19 protein-coding genes, 1 tRNA gene and 1 other RNA gene are annotated in these 17,084 nt (G+C 61.3%); 16 read left to right on the plus strand and 5 right to left on the minus strand.

The window, feature by feature from the left end; all coding sequences use genetic code 11:
• Positions 1 to 321: 321 nt before the first annotated feature.
• The 4 genes from ACNPAA_RS11120 to ACNPAA_RS11135 all read left to right on the plus strand — a co-directional run bounded on the left by ACNPAA_RS11120 (position 322) and on the right by ACNPAA_RS11135 (position 3,431).
• Positions 322 to 870, plus strand: coding sequence for a DUF2982 domain-containing protein (locus ACNPAA_RS11120; RefSeq protein WP_417891768.1), 549 nt, complete (start codon positions 322 to 324; stop codon positions 868 to 870).
• A gap of 83 nt (positions 871 to 953) precedes the next feature.
• The gene (locus tag ACNPAA_RS11125) at positions 954 to 1,898 is read left to right on the plus strand and encodes a LysR family transcriptional regulator (RefSeq protein ID WP_104453020.1); all 945 of its coding nucleotides are present in this window, start codon (positions 954 to 956) and stop codon (positions 1,896 to 1,898) included.
• A gap of 46 nt (positions 1,899 to 1,944) precedes the next feature.
• Entirely contained in the window at positions 1,945 to 2,967 is a 1,023-nt protein-coding gene (locus ACNPAA_RS11130) for a response regulator (RefSeq protein WP_161470303.1), read from the plus strand.
• 32 nt (positions 2,968 to 2,999) lie between these two features.
• Positions 3,000 to 3,431, plus strand: a complete 432-nt coding sequence (locus ACNPAA_RS11135) for a PAS domain-containing protein (RefSeq protein WP_039038700.1) — start codon at positions 3,000 to 3,002, stop codon at positions 3,429 to 3,431.
• A 63-nt stretch (positions 3,432 to 3,494) separates the two neighbouring features.
• Here the strand turns inward: ACNPAA_RS11135 and ltaE are convergent, their stop codons facing one another.
• The 3 genes from ltaE to ACNPAA_RS11150 form a co-directional block, all read right to left on the minus strand.
• The gene (gene ltaE / locus ACNPAA_RS11140; RefSeq protein WP_113070137.1) at positions 3,495 to 4,511 is read right to left on the minus strand and encodes a low-specificity L-threonine aldolase; all 1,017 of its coding nucleotides are present in this window, start codon (positions 4,509 to 4,511) and stop codon (positions 3,495 to 3,497) included.
• Between the two features lie 86 nt (positions 4,512 to 4,597).
• Positions 4,598 to 5,305 carry a short-chain dehydrogenase gene (locus ACNPAA_RS11145; protein WP_200163642.1) on the minus strand — a complete coding sequence of 236 codons (708 nt, stop codon included), beginning with the start codon at positions 5,303 to 5,305 and terminating at the stop codon, positions 4,598 to 4,600.
• 75 nt (positions 5,306 to 5,380) lie between these two features.
• Positions 5,381 to 5,788: a transcriptional regulator gene (locus tag ACNPAA_RS11150; protein ID WP_039038703.1), complete on the minus strand. Its 408-nt coding sequence runs from the start codon at positions 5,786 to 5,788 to the stop codon at positions 5,381 to 5,383.
• A 166-nt stretch (positions 5,789 to 5,954) separates the two neighbouring features.
• Here ACNPAA_RS11150 and ACNPAA_RS11155 point away from each other — a divergent pair, with 166 nt between their 5' ends.
• Entirely contained in the window at positions 5,955 to 6,854 is a 900-nt protein-coding gene (locus ACNPAA_RS11155; RefSeq protein WP_200163641.1) for an aldo/keto reductase, read from the plus strand.
• 69 nt (positions 6,855 to 6,923) lie between these two features.
• On the opposite strand, the gene ACNPAA_RS11160 is transcribed toward ACNPAA_RS11155, so the two are convergent.
• Both ACNPAA_RS11160 and ACNPAA_RS11165 read right to left on the minus strand, forming a co-directional pair.
• Entirely contained in the window at positions 6,924 to 7,202 is a 279-nt protein-coding gene (locus ACNPAA_RS11160) for an RNA recognition motif domain-containing protein (RefSeq protein WP_029314670.1), read from the minus strand.
• Between the two features lie 212 nt (positions 7,203 to 7,414).
• A complete protein-coding gene (locus tag ACNPAA_RS11165) occupies positions 7,415 to 7,957 on the minus strand; it encodes a hypothetical protein (RefSeq protein ID WP_039038705.1) in 543 nt (180 codons plus the stop codon).
• A 174-nt stretch (positions 7,958 to 8,131) separates the two neighbouring features.
• Between ACNPAA_RS11165 and mepA the strand changes: the two genes are divergently transcribed.
• The 11 genes from mepA to nuoC all read left to right on the plus strand — a co-directional run bounded on the left by mepA (position 8,132) and on the right by nuoC (position 17,048).
• Positions 8,132 to 8,875, plus strand: a complete 744-nt coding sequence (gene mepA / locus ACNPAA_RS11170; RefSeq protein ID WP_128296954.1) for a penicillin-insensitive murein endopeptidase — start codon at positions 8,132 to 8,134, stop codon at positions 8,873 to 8,875.
• A 42-nt stretch (positions 8,876 to 8,917) separates the two neighbouring features.
• Complete coding sequence (locus tag ACNPAA_RS11175; RefSeq protein ID WP_010675022.1) at positions 8,918 to 9,523, plus strand: LemA family protein; 606 nt, start codon at positions 8,918 to 8,920, stop codon at positions 9,521 to 9,523.
• A complete protein-coding gene (locus ACNPAA_RS11180) occupies positions 9,520 to 10,254 on the plus strand; it encodes a TPM domain-containing protein (protein ID WP_124243908.1) in 735 nt (244 codons plus the stop codon). The genes ACNPAA_RS11175 and ACNPAA_RS11180 overlap by 4 nt, the downstream gene beginning before the upstream one ends.
• Before the next feature lie 22 nt (positions 10,255 to 10,276).
• Positions 10,277 to 10,894: a TPM domain-containing protein gene (locus ACNPAA_RS11185; RefSeq protein ID WP_069785146.1), complete on the plus strand. Its 618-nt coding sequence runs from the start codon at positions 10,277 to 10,279 to the stop codon at positions 10,892 to 10,894.
• A gap of 266 nt (positions 10,895 to 11,160) precedes the next feature.
• A tRNA-Ser gene (locus tag ACNPAA_RS11190) sits at positions 11,161 to 11,248 on the plus strand.
• Positions 11,249 to 11,491: 243 nt separating this feature from the next.
• Positions 11,492 to 11,620: non-coding RNA, RtT sRNA (locus ACNPAA_RS11195), on the plus strand.
• Between the two features lie 643 nt (positions 11,621 to 12,263).
• Positions 12,264 to 13,022 carry a flagellar motor protein gene (locus ACNPAA_RS11200; RefSeq protein ID WP_039038709.1) on the plus strand — a complete coding sequence of 253 codons (759 nt, stop codon included), beginning with the start codon at positions 12,264 to 12,266 and terminating at the stop codon, positions 13,020 to 13,022.
• Positions 13,000 to 13,875, plus strand: coding sequence for a flagellar motor protein MotB (locus ACNPAA_RS11205; RefSeq protein ID WP_010675026.1), 876 nt, complete (start codon positions 13,000 to 13,002; stop codon positions 13,873 to 13,875). The genes ACNPAA_RS11200 and ACNPAA_RS11205 overlap by 23 nt, the downstream gene beginning before the upstream one ends.
• Before the next feature lie 256 nt (positions 13,876 to 14,131).
• Positions 14,132 to 14,536, plus strand: coding sequence for an NADH-quinone oxidoreductase subunit A (locus ACNPAA_RS11210; protein WP_039038710.1), 405 nt, complete (start codon positions 14,132 to 14,134; stop codon positions 14,534 to 14,536).
• A gap of 29 nt (positions 14,537 to 14,565) precedes the next feature.
• Positions 14,566 to 15,240: a NuoB/complex I 20 kDa subunit family protein gene (locus ACNPAA_RS11215; protein ID WP_010675028.1), complete on the plus strand. Its 675-nt coding sequence runs from the start codon at positions 14,566 to 14,568 to the stop codon at positions 15,238 to 15,240.
• A gap of 2 nt (positions 15,241 to 15,242) precedes the next feature.
• On the plus strand, positions 15,243 to 17,048 hold the full coding sequence (nuoC, locus tag ACNPAA_RS11220; protein ID WP_041211563.1) for an NADH-quinone oxidoreductase subunit C/D: 1,806 nt from the start codon (positions 15,243 to 15,245) through the stop codon (positions 17,046 to 17,048).
• Positions 17,049 to 17,084: the final 36 nt, after the last annotated feature.

A 17,084-nucleotide genomic window follows, 5' to 3' on the forward strand; every position in this document is an offset into this window, starting at 1 on the left:
ACGGTGAGCAGGCGTTCGTCTAGCGTATTCATGTTGAGTGATGATTCATGCTGAAAGCTCATGGTCGAACCAGTCGCTTGCGCCCCCTGACAGGAGCATTCGCGCTGGTACAAAATCCGTTCCGGCCCATAATCGGATAACAAACGGATGAAAAAAGGCCGAAATCATATGAAAACGCTACATGTGATCCCCATGGTAAGAAGAAATGGACTCACACTGGTATTGTTGGGCATGGTGATAACCATTGCTATGATTTTTATACTTTTTTTTCTTCGTGAACAACTACTAATCCCCGCCATTTCCCTCCTCCTGGCGGGCCTGATGACAATTCTTGTCGGGGCTTGGAAACTGGGTGAGCCTCATTTTAGTCTCTCTTTGTGTCAGGACTGCCTGCAATACCATCACAAGTACGGCGGCTGGATCCTGAAATGGAGAAATATTCAGCGAATTGACCAACCACGTATCCATTTGGGGTGGGATCTGGTGGAGCTGCCCTACATCGGTTTGAAAATAAAGGATTACGACGCTTTTTTGACGCTGATCACACCCCGGCTCGCCGTCCGTCTGCTCACCGAGCAGCGCGCCGTGCTGATGCAGGCCATGCGAAGCGAGCGCTCCGACTGCCCGACCGGAGGGTGCGGCAGTGGGCTCCTGGGAGAGGGACTGCTGGAGGAGAGCCGCTTCTGCTCACCCGCCGGCCAGCGCTATGAGGGGGTGATCGCCATGCTCGGCAACCGCATGGCACGGCTGCGGGATCTGCTGGGGTACGATCTGCTGGTGCCCGACAACAGCCTGGACAGATCCCCGAAAGATTTCGTCCATCTGCTCCAGCAATACCAGCGCGAGTCGAATCTAATCCAGATCAATTAAACGCCGGATTGCGCTTGCCAAGCCCGGTGACTCTTCATAAGGTCACTGGCTTGTTACAGCCAGAACACCCCCTAAAACCGCTTATGAAGTACATCGAAGAGTTCTATCTGTTCGTCAAGGTGGTGCAAGAGGGCGGTTTCTCCCACGCCGCCGCTGCGCTGGGCATGCCGACCGGCACCATCAGTCGACGTATCTCCCAACTGGAAGAGCAGCTCGGATGCAGCCTGCTGCACAGATCCACCCGCAAGCTGCGTCTCACGGACGAAGGGCTGCGCTATTACGAGCGCCTCTGTACCCCCCTTGCGGAAATAGAGCAGGCCACCGGCGAAATCCGGGGTGAGGAGACTGACATCAGCGGCCTCATCCGCCTCGCGGCCCCCATCGCCCTCTCCAACACCATCCTGGTCGACATGCTGGCGGACTTCGGCCTGCGCTATCCCGGGGTACAGTTCGACATCCGCCAGTCCAACGATCATGCCCTCCAGGCAGATCAGGACAGGGACCTGGTCTTTTTCAACGGCGAGCTCCCCCAGACCCTGCCCAACGCCCTCTGTCTGGGTCACATCCAGTACGGTCTGTTCGCCTCCCCCCTCTATCTGGAGAAGATGGGTGTGCCCTCCCACCCGACCCAGCTGGAAGAGCACGATCTCATCTACTGCTGGCCCCACCAGCACTGGCAACTGAGCGGGCGGGACGAACAGACGATCTGCATCAAGCGCACTCCCCGCCTTTGCATCGACCAGACCCAGGCCGCCGTGCGGGCAGCCCAGCGCCACCTCGGCATCGTCAACGCCCCGCAGCACTATGTGCACCCCTTCCTGCAAGATGGTCAGCTCGTCCCCGTCCTGCCGGACTGGCAGTCGGGAAAACGTCCCTTCTACATGCTCCATTGTCAGCCCCGGTTCACCCCGTTGCGTGTTAAGATGTTCGCCGATTTCGTCGAGAAGCACTCTGAGCGCTATCGTACCCGCCAGCAGAACGATCAATTTTCACCGGCGCAGCCGCTGCCCGTTGCATCTGACGGCTGATGACCCACACTTAGCGCAATCCTCGTTACACAGGTCGGCTAACACTATGAATGTATTGATATGTGATGACTCCGGGTTCGCGCGCAAACAGCTGGTGCGCGCCCTGCCCGCCGATTGGGGTGTCACCTTGCACCAGGCCGCGGACGGACTGGAAGGGGTCGAGCAGATCCTGATGGGGCACGGGGACCTGATCTTTCTCGATCTCACCATGCCGGAGATGGACGGTTATGGCGTGCTCGAGACCCTCAAGCGAGAGGGGGTGCGCAGCAAGGTGATCGTGGTTTCCGGCGACATCCAGCCGGAAGCCTATGAGCGTGTCATGGCTCTTGGCGCCCTCGATTTCATCAAGAAGCCGGCTTCCCCGGACACCCTCCTTGCCTTGCTCAAGCGCCACGGTCTGTGGCAATCAGCCACCCAGGTGACGGCCATCCAGCACCAGCCCGTCGCCAGCCACCAGGCTGCCCAGAGCAGCATCCAGTTCACCCCCGAGCTGCGGGATGTCTATCAGGAGCTGGCCAACGTCGCCATGGGCCAGGGGGCGGATCTGCTGGCCCGCCTGCTCGGCGCCTTCGTGCTGCTCCCCATCCCCAACGTCAACGTGCTGGAGGTCTCCGAGCTGCACATGGCGCTCTCGGCCGCCGCCGAGTCGGAGACGCTCTCTGCGGTCTGTCAGGGCTTCATCGGGGCCGGGATCGCCGGGGAGGCCCTGCTGCTGTTCCACGATGCCAGCTTCCAGGACCTGGCCCGCCTGATGAACCATCAGGGGGAGCTGGATCACGGCGCCGAGCTGGAACTGCTGATGGACACCGCCAACGTGCTGATTGGCGCCTTCTTGCGCGGCTATGCCAACCAGCTCGACACCCCTTTTAGCCAGGGTCACCCCGTGGTGCTGGGCCAGCACAGGCCCATTCAGGATCTCATTCGGACCAACCAGAGCCGCTGGCGCCGCACTCTGGCCATCGAGATCAACTATCGGGTGCAGGGCTATGCGGTGCAGTGCGATCTCTTGCTGCTGTTTACCGAAGATTCCATCGCCACCATGAACAACAAGATCATGCACATGCTCTGACCGCTCCGCGGCAGCAACCACCAGGAGTGACCATGGACATTCGGGAATTTCATTGGCTGATGAACATCGTCCAGAATCTGGACGTGGGGCTGGTCGTGCTCGACAGGGAGTACCGGATCCAGGTGTGGAACGGCTTCATGGAGAGTCACAGCGGCCGGTTGGCAGGCGAGGTGCGCGATCAGGGGCTGTTCTCGCTCTTCCCCGATGTGGACAAGGCCTGGTTCGAGCGCAAGGCCAACATGGTGTTCAAGCTCAACAACCGTGCCTTCAGCACCTGGGAGCAGCGCCCCTACCTGTTGCGCTTCTCCAACTACCGCCCCATCACGGGATCGGCCCCCTACATGTACCAGAACCTGACCCTGGTGCCGCTGGCCGACTTCGCCGGAGAGGTCACCCACCTGGCCATCATGATCTATGACGCCACCGACGAGGCCATGCTGATCACCGGCCAGCGACAGGGATGACCGACCCGGCCATGACAACAAGGGCGCCCGATGGCGCCCTTGTTGTTGCGATGGGGAATGGCGTCAGCCACTCAGGTACTCGGTGAAGGCGTCGATCACCTCGTCGATGTCATCGTCGGTGATCTGCAGGTGGGTCACTAGCCTGAGCTCCCCGTAGCCGGAGAAGAGAATACCGCGCTCCTTCATGAAACCCAGCAAGGTGGCGGGATCCCCCTGAGTCAGGCGCAGGAATACCATGTTGGTCTGCACCTCACCCATGTTGAGTGTGATGCCTGGCAACGCGGCCAGCCCCTCTGCCAGACGCCTGGCGCGGCGATGATCATCCGCCAGCCGGGCAACGTGCTGATCCAGCGCGAACAGGGCGGCCTGGGCCAGGATCCCTCCCTGGCGCATGCCGCCCCCCAGCATCTTGCGCAGCCGTCTGGCGCGGGCGATGAACGCAGCCGATCCCACCAGCAGGGAACCCACCGGTGCCCCCAGTCCCTTGGAGAGGCAGACAGAGATGCTGTCAAAAGGCGCCGCGATGGCGGCCACCGGTTCCCCGCTCGCCACCACCGCATTGAAGAGGCGAGCCCCGTCCAGGTGCAGCTTCAACCCCTTCTCGTCGACGAATTCGCGCATGGCGCGCAGGTAGGTCAATGGCAGCACCTTGCCGTTATGGGTATTTTCCAGGCAGACGAGGCGCGTCTGGACGAAATGGGGATCATCGGGAGCGATGGCCCCCCGCACATCCTCGATGGCCAGAGTGCCGTCCGCCTGCATGGGGACCGATTGCAGGGCCACCGAGCCCAGCACGGCAGAGCCCTGGGCCTCGTAGCGATAGATGTGGGAAGCCGCCCCCAGCACGGCTCCTTCCCCACGCTGGCAGTGACTCATCATGGCCAGCAGGTTGGACATGGTGCCGGAGGGCACGAACAGAGCCGCCTCCTTGCCAAGCAGTTCGGCGCCGCGGCGCTCCAGCGCATTGATGCTGGGATCTTCCCCATAGACATCGTCTCCCACCTCGGCATGCAGCATGCTCTGGCGCATGGCTTCCGTGGGTTGGGTCACGGTATCACTTCGTAAATCGATATAGCGCATGTCATCCTCCTGATGCAGGACGATGACATTAACCAGCCGACACCCGGCTGGCAAGAAACGGCAAGCGGGAATGTGAGCCCGGCGGCTCACCAGGGCAGCGACTGACCCTGCAGATCCACGAAACGGCCCGAGTGCGCGGGCGTCAGTGTGGCCATCAGATCCAGCAGGCGGACGGCGACCTCGGCGGGGTCCTGCAGCAAGGTGGGATCCATCTCCTGAAGAAAAGGTTGCTGCATGGGGGTATTCATGAGGCCGGGATGCACGGTGATGACACCGGCGCCGGGAAAACGTCCTGCCCACTCACCCGCCAGGATCCGGGATCCCATGTTGAGGGCGGCCTTGCTCATGCGGTAGCTGTAGTGGCACATGGCCTCCTCGCCCCCCTTCTCCAGGCTTCCCGCCCGATCCGAGAGAGTGCAGAGCCAGAGCGTGCTCTGGGACATCATGCGCCGGCTGAGGTTGGCACCAAGGGCCAGGTGGGGCCAGGCATTGGCCAGCAGACTCTCTTCGAGCCATTGGGGGGTCACCTCCTCCACCCGCCGCTCCGGCATGTGGGCAAGATCATGGAGCAGGCCTATGGTGTTGATCACTACCGTCGGCAGGGTGGTGCTGTCATAGAGGGTAAAGAGGGCCTCAAAGGAGAGCGGGTCCACCTCCTGCAGCGGAAAGTAGCAGGCGGGATCCAGCCCCCTGGGCAGTTGCCTGCCCGCCAGCAACCACTCTTCGCCCCGTCTGGCCAGCTCCCGTGCCAGCGCACTGCCCAACCCGCCACTGCCCAGGATCAGATAGCTCATCTGCGTGTCCTTGGATTTGATCACTGCTTAGAGGGTATCAGAAGAATGGCGGACTGCCGGGAACACTCGTCAGGCTCAGGCCTCGGCCAGATGGCGCCCAAACTCCCGCGCCCGGGCCAGGTCCAGAAAACCGTCCGCCTGCTTGTGGCTGCGCAGGAACTGATAATAGGCGAGCAGGGTCACCAGTTGCTCCTCGTCCGGCATGGGCTTTCCCGGACGGGTCTCCTGCACCAGCGCCCCCGCCGCCGCCAGCGCGTCCCTGTCCACCACCTCGGCCTGACGATAGAGATACCCGCAACCGGTGGCGAGCCACTCCAGCGAGCAGTTGGCCCCCATGGCAATCTGGTTCGCCTTGCCAAGGCCGGGCTCGGCCCCTTTCAGATACTTGCGGATCAGGGCTTCACTCAACCCCACCTTGCGGGCAAAAGCGCTCACGCTCCCCTCCCCGATCAGGCTTTGCAGCCTGGCGGCAAATCCTTCCATCACCCCTTCTCCTCTCACTGACACCGGGAGCTTGACCCGTCGGAGTCAGAACCATAGTTCGAATTCGCGAAGGGGGCATTATTGCCTTGTCCGCCGGAAGAGACCAAGATGCTGGCACATGATTTTGCCCCTTTGTTTTCGCATTGTTATCTCCAGAGGAGTCACCATGTCCGTATCCCGTCTAGCCCTGCACGAGCAAGGCCCCACCTTCTCCCGCCTCATCATGGGCTACTGGCGCCTGATGGAGTGGCAGCTTTCCCCCGCCGCCCTGCTGGACCTGATGAAATATCACCTTGATCTCGGGGTCACCACCATCGATCACGCCGACATCTACGGTGGCTACCAGTGCGAGGAGGCCTTCGGCCATGCCCTGCGCCTGGAACCCTCCCTGCGCGATCGGATGGAGATCGTCAGCAAGTGCGGCATCGCCCTCACCGCCAATCCGGCCCACGCCCTGAATCACTACAACACCGGCAAGGGACACATCGTCGCCAGTGCCGAAGCCTCCTTGCAAAAGCTCGGCACCGATTATCTGGATCTGTTGCTGATCCATCGCCCCGACCCCCTGATGAACGCCGACGAGGTGGCCGACGCCTTCATCACCCTCAAGCAGGCAGGCAAGATCAAGCACGCCGGGGTCTCCAACTTCACGCCCCATCAATTCGCCCTGCTGCAATCCCGCCTGCCCTTCCCCCTGGTCACCAACCAGCTGGAGATCTCCCCGCTCCATCAGGAGGGGACGCTGGATGGTGCCCTGGATCAATGCCAGCAACTGCGCATCAAGCCCATGGCCTGGTCCTGCCTTGGCGGCGGGCGGCTGTTCCATGCCCCCGACTATGTCCCGCTGCGAGCGGAACTCGAGCAGATCCGCCAGGAGGTGGGCGCCGACTGTCTGGAGCAGGTGGTCTACGCCTGGGTGATGATGCTGCCGAGTCAGCCGCTGCCCCTCATCGGCTCCGGCAAACGGGAGCGGATCGCCGCCGCCGTGGCAGCCGAGTCCATTGAGCTCACTCGCCAGCAGTGGTTCCGCATCCGCAAGGCCGCTCTGGGTTATGACGTTCCCTGAGTCTGCACCAGACCCTGAAAACAAAAACGGCATGGAGGATTCCATGCCGTTTTCCGTTATCGAGACGATTCAACGATGGCGCTGGGGGCGACCACGGGGTGCATCCGTCTTCGGTTTGGCCTGATTGACCGTGATGGTGCGGCCGCCGACCTCGGTGCCGTGCAACTCGGCGATGGCCTTCTCGGCCTCACCATTGACCGGCATTTCAATGAAACCAAACCCCTTGGACTGACCGGTATCGCGGTCGATGATGATATCGACCTTGTCTACCTGCCCAAATTGGCTGAACACGGTTGTCAGTTCGTCGGCCGTCATCCGGTACGACAGATTACCTACGTAAATCTTCATGCCATCCACTCTCGATTCAAGGTGCCTTATCTATGCATCCACCGACCTGGGAGTAAGGGCACAACCCCCCTGCCGGACCAGCCACGGCATCATGCCATGGCACTTCCAGCTTCGTATCCCAAGTCCTTGATCTCTTGGGTTATCAGAGCAGGAAAGATCAAATCGAATCAGAGGCAGTATCTGAGCATTGGGATGAATTGTCGAGAAAATAGTCAGAGTGGGTGCAGTTCGGCCAGCAATGTGCCGAGGGCACGACGCCCATGCCAGGCACGTTTGAACCCGAATCGATAGACCCCGGGGGCCACTTCGTGAGTCCCTTCCCGGGACAACCCGAGCAGGCTGGTGGCCGTCGCCAGGGTCACCTCATCCAGCCCGAGATCCAGGCTGAAATCGAGCCACTGGCCATCGTGTCCCACCTTGCGATCCCGCTCCATGCCCACCAGCACGGCCCTGGGCAGCGCCAACGCCCGGTCTTCGCCACCATTGAGCAGATAGAGATGGCGTTCATCCCAGGCAAGCTCCGCCAGACGCCAGCGCTGCCAGTTGCGCGGCAACACCATCATCACCAGCACGATACCGCCAAAGACCACCCCGACCCAGGGCAGCAGGCCCATGTCGGGATATCCCAGCCAGAGGGCGGCCACCACAGTGGCGAGACTCGCCAGCAACAGGCAGATCATCACCCCGTAAAACCGCCGGGCCGGGGGCATCAGCCAGCGCACGTTCTCTTGCGCTGCCAGCTCACTGACTCTCATCTTCTCTTCTCCTTCTGTGATGCGAACGGCCTTGCCGTCGCTGCGTTGCCGCGCATTGTGCGCGAGCGACGCGCCGCGATGCAACCGCCACCGCGACACGGATGACGGCCAGCCGCCACTCTTGGTATGCTTGGGGCTGTCTGAGCCCGCACTGGGCGCCATCCCGGGAGTCCCATGTTCGCCACCGCCCTGCTCTTGTCCGCGAGCACACTCTATGCCGAGGCCATCGGCGGCTACTCCGCCGGCTGCCTGAAAAATGCCGTGGCCCTGCCCCTCGAAGGTCCTGGTTATCAGGTGATCCGCACCAAACGGCTGCGCTATTACGGTCACCCCGACCTCATCCATTACCTGCAGCATCTGGCCAACCAGACCAGACTGGCCGGCATGCCGGATCTCTATATCGCAGACCTCGCCATGATGCACGGGGGACCCTTTACCTCAGGTCATCGCAGCCACCAAACCGGCCTGGATGCCGACATATGGTTCAGGATGGCTGACAGGCCCATCAGCCGCTGGGAGCAGGATGCCCCCAGGGAGTGGGCGCTGATCGACGAACCCAGCTACCGGATACTGCCCGGCCGATTCGGCCCCAGGCAACTCAATCTGCTGCGCCTTGCGGCTGATCGCCCCGAGGTGGCGCGCATCTTCGTCAACCCCGTCATCAAGGCCGAGGTGTGCAAACAGGCACCCGGTGAAGCCTGGGTCGGCAAGCTGCGCCCCTGGGTCGGCCACTTCAGCCACTTTCACGTGCGCCTGCGCTGCCCGGCAAACAGTCCGGACTGCCAGCCCCAGGCTCCCATTCCCCCTGGCAATGGCTGTGGGGAGGAGCTGGCCTCCTGGCTCAAGGACAAACCCCAGCTGCCCAAGGTGTCGATGAGCTACCGCGCCCCCCTGTTACCCAGGCGTTGTGAGGGCTGACCACAAGCTGTTATGGTGAACCTATTTCCGAGAGAAATATCAATGGAGAACAACAAGATGGCCACTTCACTCTGGCAGCGTGGTACCCGTGCCCTGCTGACCCTGACCCTGCTGCTGGGCTTGACCGGCTGCGGCATGAACACCATTCCGACCCTGGATGAGCAGGTCAAGGCGAGCTGGGGACAGGTCGAGAACCAGTACCAGCGCAGGGCCGATCTCATTCCCAACCTGGTGGCCACCGTCAAGGGGTACGCCAGCCACGAGCAGGAGACGCTCAAGGCGGTCACCGATGCCCGTGCCCGAGTCGGCAGCGTGCAGGTAAGTGACCCCTCCCAGCTCAAGGCGTTCGAGGCGGCGCAGGAGCAGCTCTCCAGCGCCCTCTCCCGGCTGATGGTGGTAGTCGAGCGCTACCCGGATCTGAAGGCCGATCAGCAGTTCCTGACCCTGCAGGCCCAGCTGGAAGGCACCGAGAATCGCATCGCGGTGGCCAGACGGGATTACATCGAAGCAGTACGCCAGTTCAATACCGAGATCCGTACCTTCCCCGGGGTCATCTGGTCCAAGCTGCTCTACTCCGATCTGGAAGCCAAACCCACCTTCAGCGCCAAACCCGGTGCCGATGAGGCGCCCAAGGTCAGCTTCCAATGAACGTGATGAGACGCTGGCTGGCGCTCTGTCTGCTGCTCTGTGCCACGGCGCTGCATGCCGCCCCCGATTTCCCGGCCCTGACAGGGCGAGTGGTGGACGAGGCCAATCTGATGTCCCGCAAGCAGGCTCACCAGCTCGCACAGCAACTGGCCGTCTTCGAGAAGCGCAGCGGCGTCCAGCTGGTGGTGGTCTCCATCGACACGCTGGCGGGGGATACCATCGAAGAGTACGGCTACCAGCTCGGTCGCCACTGGGGCATCGGCCAAAAAGGCAAGAACAACGGCGTTCTGCTGATCATCGCCCAGGACGAGCGCAAGGTGCGCATCGAGGTGGGTTATGGCCTGGAAGGTGCCCTGCCCGACGCCATCGCCGCCAATATCATCCAGACCCGGATCCTGCCCGCCTTCAAGCGCGGTGACATGGTGGCCGGCATCCTCGCCGGCAGCCAGGGCATCATGCAGGCCCTGGCCGGGGAGTATCAGCCCGTGGACAACACCAGCAACGCCGACAAGCAGGGAGGTCCCTGGCTCTTCATCCTGGTGGTGATTGCGATGATCGTGCTGCACAACCTGCGCGGCGGCGGCGGTGGGCCGGGAGGACGTCGCCGGGCCGCCTACATGGCCGGTGGATTCGGTGCCGGCTCCTTTGGCGGCCGCACTGGCGGTGGTGGTGGCGGTTTCAGTGGTGGCGGCGGCAGCTTTGGCGGCGGCGGTGCATCTGGCGGTTGGTAATCAGGGAAAAAGAGACAACAAGATGATTTCGAAACAGTTTTTCCACACCTTGCAGGCCAGGGTTCGACAGGCCGAGCAGGCCACGGATGCCGAACTGGTCACCGTGCTGGCCCCGGCCAGCGATGGCTATCGCTATATCCCGACCCTGTGGGCCGCCCTGCTGGCCATGCTCACCCCCCTGCTGGTCTTCCAGCTCGGCTTCTGGCTTGGCTGGTACGAGATCCTGCTGGTGCAGTGGTCGGTCTGGTTGCTGCTGAGCCTGCTGTTCCACTGGACGCCCATCAAGATGCGGCTCATTCCCAACAAGGTACGCCGTCACCGGGCCGCCCTGATGGCCCGCCTGCAGTTTGTCGAGCAGGGACTTCACCGCACCCGGGACCGGCTCGGTGTGCTCATCTTCGTCTCGGTGGCGGAGCACTATGTGGAGATCCTGGTAGACGACGGGATCGCCCAGCACATCGACAACACCCTGTGGCAGCAGATCATCGACGACTTCGTGGTTCGGGTACGCAACAAGGAGGTCGAGCAGGGGTTCCTGGAGTGCGTGGAGCGCACCAGCGCCATTCTGACCGACGCCTTCCCCGCAACCCGGGATCAGAACGAGCTGCCTGACAGCCTGATCATTCTCGACAAGCCTTGAACGGGATTAAAAAACCGGCATTCTGTTCAAGGGATAGGCACTCGATAAAGATTATGAAAAATAAGGGGAAAAGTGGTTGACCCAGGCAGCCCTTTCCCCTAAATTACGCCCCGTTCCAGCGCAACGGCGCAGCGAACACCGTGTTGGCTGAACACGTTAAATCACAGACCGAAATTTGGTGAGGTATCCGAGAGGCTGCCCACCGACGAAGTCGGCAAGATGCACGCGCAGCGTGCTCCGAAAGCCACTTCAAGCAGTAAAAATTTGGTGAGGTGTCCGAGTGGCTGAAGGAGCACGCCTGGAAAGTGTGTATACGGCAACGTATCGAGGGTTCGAATCCCTCCCTCACCGCCAAATTTTAAAAACCGACCTCAGGGTCGGTTTTTTGCATCTGGGCTTACCGTATCCCCTGATACCCATAGAGGGAGGGTGAGAACCCTCGCCGGGTTCGACAAGGGGGCAGGACAGCCCCCTTGGACAGCCGCAGGCTGCCCGCAGGGCGAGCGCCAGGGACGGCGCGAGTCAATCCCGACCCAGCACCAAATTGTAAAAACCGACCTCAGGGTCGGTTTTTTGCATCTGGTGACATGGCAACATCCGATGCCGATGGAGAGAAGGTGAGAAGCCTCGTCGGGTTCGAGCAGAGCAGCTTGCTGCGATGAACGGCCGCAGGTCGCCCCGAAGGGGTGAGCCACGCAGGGGGGAATAATCCCTCCCTCACCGCCAGATAAAGTAAAAGGCCCCGTCTTGCGACGGGGCCTTTTACTTTATCTGGCGATGGGCGGCTCGGTTCGACCCCTGTTGACAGGCGGGCAGGATAGCCCGACTGGACGGCCAGGGGCGAGCGCCAGGGATGACGCGAGTCAATCCCGACCCAGCGTACAGCTTGAAGAACTGACCTCAGGATCGGTTTTTGCTTCAAGGTGTCTGCCAACCCCCTGGCAGGAGAAACCCGTCATCGGCGGAGCCAGAAAAAACGGTTTGCCGCGATACCTGGCCGAGTGCCGCCCAGCCAATCCCATCCCTTCCGCCTCTCTGATCTCTGCCGACAGGGGAGATGCCCCGAGGGCAGCCAGCCCTTTCTCGTTGACAGCTTATCACGCCAAGCAAAGAGAAAATGACGATATAAATAACCAACATACTCTCACGAATAGCACAGTATATTGTGATATCACCTGGATAACTGCCTCGTCCTGCCATACCAGCGCCGTCAACCTGCTCTGCTGACCAGGCGGCACAGGCCGATGCCACCGGACACTACCGGGTCTGCGCAACCTCTCGGATATTGCTCACCGATTGGATATCGTTTTGAAAAACTGATAGTTAAATGGCTACACTAGCCTCACACATCGCATAGGGATATGGACAAATGAGTCTTATTGGCTTGCTGCTGGCCCTGGCAGCCATTCTGGGTGGCAACATGATAGAAGGGGGGCACCCCAGCGCCCTGCTCGATCTGCCCGCCTTTCTCATCGTGATCGGCGGTACCGTCGGTGCCGCACTGACCCAGTTTCCTTTCTCCGTGGTTGGTAAAACCCTCAAGCGCTTCAAGTGGCTCATCACTCCCCTGCGCCTCGACATGCTGGAGCAGGCCCAACTGCTTGAAACCCTGGCGGGCAATGCACGGCGCAGTGGCATGCTGGCACTGGAGGGCATGATCGACGACATCAAGGATCCCTTCCTGCAAAAAGGGGTACAGATGATGGTCGATGGCTACGAGAAGACCAAAATCCACGAGGTACTGGAAAACGAGATCGAGTTCGAGCAGGAAGATATCGAACAGACCGTCAAATTCTACGAGGCCATGGGGGGCTACTGCCCGACCATGGGGATCGTCGGGGCCGTATTTGGCCTCATTCACGCCATGGGCCTGCTGGATGCCCCCGACAAGCTGGGGGGCGCCATCGCGGTGGCCTTTATCGCCACCATCTACGGGGTGTCGGCCGCCAACCTCATCTTCCTGCCCTTCGGCAACCGCTACAAGTCGTTTGCCCACCAGATCCGCCACTACAAGGAGATGACCCTCACCGGCATCCTCTGCATCGTGGACGGCGAGTCACAGCAACGGCTGCAAGTGACCCTTGAGCCTTACCTCGGAGGCCACAGTGGCGAAAAAGAAAAAGGCTGAGGCGCCGGAGAACCACGAACGCTGGCTGGTCTCCTACGCCGACTTCATGACACTGCTGTTCGCCCTGTTCGTGGTGCTCTACTCCTTCGCCATGGCCAAGCAGTCGGAGACTCGCGTGCTCATTCAGGGCTTTATCGAATCTCTTGGCAAGATAGGGCTGGTTTCCCTTCCCGCCGGCTCCCCCGTGATGCAGGGGGGCACAGGCATACTGGAACCCGAGTCCAAGACCACCCCCAATACCTCCCAGAAAGAGCAGGTGCTGGATACCCAGACGCCCGCAGCGGCGGCCGACCCTTTCAACGAGACCATCGGCTCCTCGGAGAAACCTACGGCCACGGAGTCCTGGCCCCACAAGACCAAGGAGCAGGATTGGGTCACGGTCACCAAGCAGAAGCTGGATCAGCAGCTCAAGAGCCAAATCGAGTCCAAAGAGATCGAGGTGGAGCAGCTTGGCAGCCAACTGGTGATCCGCATCGGCGAGAAGACCTTGTTCCCGGCCGACTCCGCCTTCTTGCAGCCCCAGTTCATTCCCCTGGTCAACAAGGTCTCGGACGTGCTGGCGGACATTCCCGGCATGGTGGTGGTCACCGGTCACACCGACAACTCCCAGGCGCCGGTGGAGCTCTATCGCAACAACTGGGAGCTGTCGGTGCTGCGGGCGGCCACCATCACCCACACCCTGCTGACCAACCCCAAACTGGATTCACGACGGCTGATCGCCCAGGGGGTGGCGGATACCCAACCCCGTTATCCGAACGATACCCCGGCTCACCGCCAGGCCAACCGCCGGGTGGAGATCGTGCTCTCCCAGGGCAAGGCGGCAGAGCAGAGCCTCCCCGTTCTCCAACCCTGAAACAGACCCCGCCATGCGGGGTCTTTTGTTTCCTGCCATCCACCGGATTTTCAAACTATCCGTTTTTTTTCTGCTACATAAAAACGATTGAAAACAATTCTCAAACGAGAAAGTTGACCCCGCTAGCAAAACACAATTTTCATCCCGTTGATTAATAATTAATCCTTTGAAATGACATGTAAATCAGTACGAAAGTGGCATACTACGTAACGTCATTGTTAAGTCACATGATTAATTTGGTTAGGGAAAAACCTATATGTTTGCTGATATTGCCGTCCAGCACTGGGCTTTTGCTGTCTATGTCATTGGCGCCATCTGTATCTGCTTGACCATGATAGGCCTGGCGGCCTTGCTGGGGGGACGCGCCTATGGCCGTGCCAAGAACAAACCCTTCGAATCCGGGGTGGATTCCGTCGGCAACGCCCGCCTGCGCTTCTCCGCCAAGTTCTACCTGGTCGCCATGTTCTTCGTCATCTTCGATGTCGAAGCCCTCTATCTCTTTGCCTGGTCCGTCTCCGTTCGGGAGAGCGGCTGGGTCGGCTTCATCGAAGCCACCATCTTCATCACCCTGCTGCTGGTAGGCCTCCTCTACCTGTGGCGCATTGGTGCCCTCGACTGGGCCCCGAAAAAGCGTGTCCTGACTGACAAGAAACCAGACTGAACTACCGATTATCTCTTTGAGGTTGCACCATGAAGTACACCCTGACCCGGATTGACCCGGATGCGCCCGTTGAGCGCTACCCCCAGGAACAGCGCCAGACCGTCGATGATCCACTGGCGCAGCAAGCGACCCGCGGCATCATGATCGGGCGCCTCGAAGAGGTGCTGCAAGACACCGTCAACTGGGGCCGCAAGAACTCCCTCTGGCCCTACAACTTCGGCATCTCCTGCTGCTACGTGGAGATGTGTACCGCCTTCACCTCTCCCCACGACGTGGCTCGCTTCGGCGCAGAGGTCATACGAGCCTCCCCCCGTCAGGCCGACTTCATGGTGATTGCCGGCACCCCCTTCATCAAGATGGCCCCTGTCATCCAGCGGCTCTATGAGCAGTTGCTCGAGCCCAAGTGGGTCATCTCCATGGGGGCCTGCGCTAACTCCGGCGGCATGTATGACATCTACTCCGTGGTACAGGGCGTCGACAAGTTCCTGCCGGTCGACGTCTACATCCCGGGCTGCCCGCCCCGCCCCGAGGCCTTCCTGCAAGCCCTGATGCTGCTGCAGGAGTCCATCGGCAAGGAACGCCGCCCCCTCTCCTGGGTGGTGGGGGATCAGGGGATCTACCGTCCCCAGATGCAATCCGAGAAGGAACGCAAGCGCGGCGAGCGGATCAACGTGACCAACCTGCGCACGCCGGATGAGATCTGATCATGAAACTGACTCGAGAATTCCCAAGCAATTACACCATGGCCCAGTGGCAAACCGCCGATCACGCCGATGCCCAGGTGGTCGGCGAGCTGTTCGCCCACTTCGGTGCCGAGCGCTTCACCGTGCAGAGTACCCGTACCGGCGTGCCGGTCATCTGGCTCTCCCGGGATCTGCTGCTGGACGTGATGGGCTTCTTGCAAAAGCTGCCCTCCCCCTTCGTGATGCTGTTCGATCTCAGCGCCACCGACGAACGGATGCGCAGCCATCGCCACGGCCTGCCAGAGAGCGACTTTACCGTCTTCTATCACCTCATCTCCATCGACCGTAACGCCGACGTGATGCTGAAAGTGGCGCTCAAGGAGAGCGATCTCCATCTGCCCACCGTCAGCCGCCACTTCCCCAACGCCAACTGGTACGAGCGGGAAGTGTGGGATCTGATGGGGATCACCTTCGATGGCCACCCTCATCTGACCCGCATCATGATGCCCAAGAGCTGGCAAGGGCACCCCCTGCGCAAGGACTACCCGGCGCGCGCCACCGAGTTTGATCCCTTCATGCTCGATGCGGTCAAGCAGGATCAGGAGCAGGACAACCTGCTGTTCAAGCCGGAAGAGTGGGGCATGGCCCGCGGCAACGAGAACGAGGACTACATGTTCCTGAACCTCGGGCCGAACCACCCCTCCGCCCACGGCGCCTTCCGCCTAGTGCTGCAACTCGACGGGGAAGAGATCCGCGACTGCGTGCCCGACATCGGCTATCACCACCGCGGCGCCGAGAAGATGGGCGAGCGCCAGTCCTGGCACAGCTACATCCCCTACACCGACCGGGTCGAATACCTGGGCGGCGTGATGAACAACCTGCCCTATGTGCTGGCGGTCGAGAAGCTGGCCGGCATCAAGGTGCCGGCGCGGGTCGACATGATCCGGGTGATGATGGCGGAGCTGTTCCGTATCCAGAGCCACCTGCTGTTCCTTGGCACCTACATTCAGGACGTGGGGGCCATGACCCCGGTCTTCTTCACCTTCACGGACCGCCAGAAGATCTACACCATCATCGAGGCCATCACCGGGGCCCGCATGCACCCGGCCTGGTTCCGCATCGGCGGCGTGGCCCACGATCTGCCTGCCGGCTGGACCCGCCTCATCCAGGACAACCTGTTGAGCTGGCTGCCCAAGCGGTTGATGGAGTATGAAAAGGCGGCCATGCGCAACAGCATACTGCGGGGCCGCACCATAGGCGTCGCCGCCTACAACACGGCCCAGGCCCTGGCCTGGGGCACCACGGGGGGCGGTCTGCGGGCCACGGGGCTCAACTTTGACGTGCGCAAATGGCGCCCCTATTCCGGTTACGATCAGTTCGAGTTCGAGGTGCCGGTGGGTAGCAACGGGGACGCCTACGACCGCGCCACCGTGCGCATCGAGGAGATCCGCCAGAGCCTGTCCATTATCGAGCAGTGCATGAAAAACATGCCTGAGGGCCCCTTCAAGGCGGATCACCCGCTCACCACGCCACCGCCCAAAGAGCGCACCCTGCAGGACATCGAAACCCTGATCACTCACTTCCTGCAAGTCTCCTGGGGGCCTGTCATGCCGGCCGCCGAGTCCTTCCAGATGATAGAGGCGACCAAGGGGGTCAACAGCTATTACCTGACCAGCGACGGCTCCACCATGAGCTACCGGACCCGGATCCGCACCCCGAGCTTTGCTCACCTGCAGCAGATCCCCTCGGTGATCCGCGGCCAGATGGTGTCGGATCTTATCGTCTACCTAGGCAGTATCGATTTCGTTATGTCAGATGTGGATCGTTGAGTCCTCTCGCCCCGGCAGCCGGGGCGAAGGGCAAGA

Origin of the sequence: Aeromonas sp. PS2Canimalfood6 (assembly GCF_048276795.1) — a bacterium.
GTDB lineage: Bacteria > Pseudomonadota > Gammaproteobacteria > Enterobacterales > Aeromonadaceae > Aeromonas > Aeromonas caviae.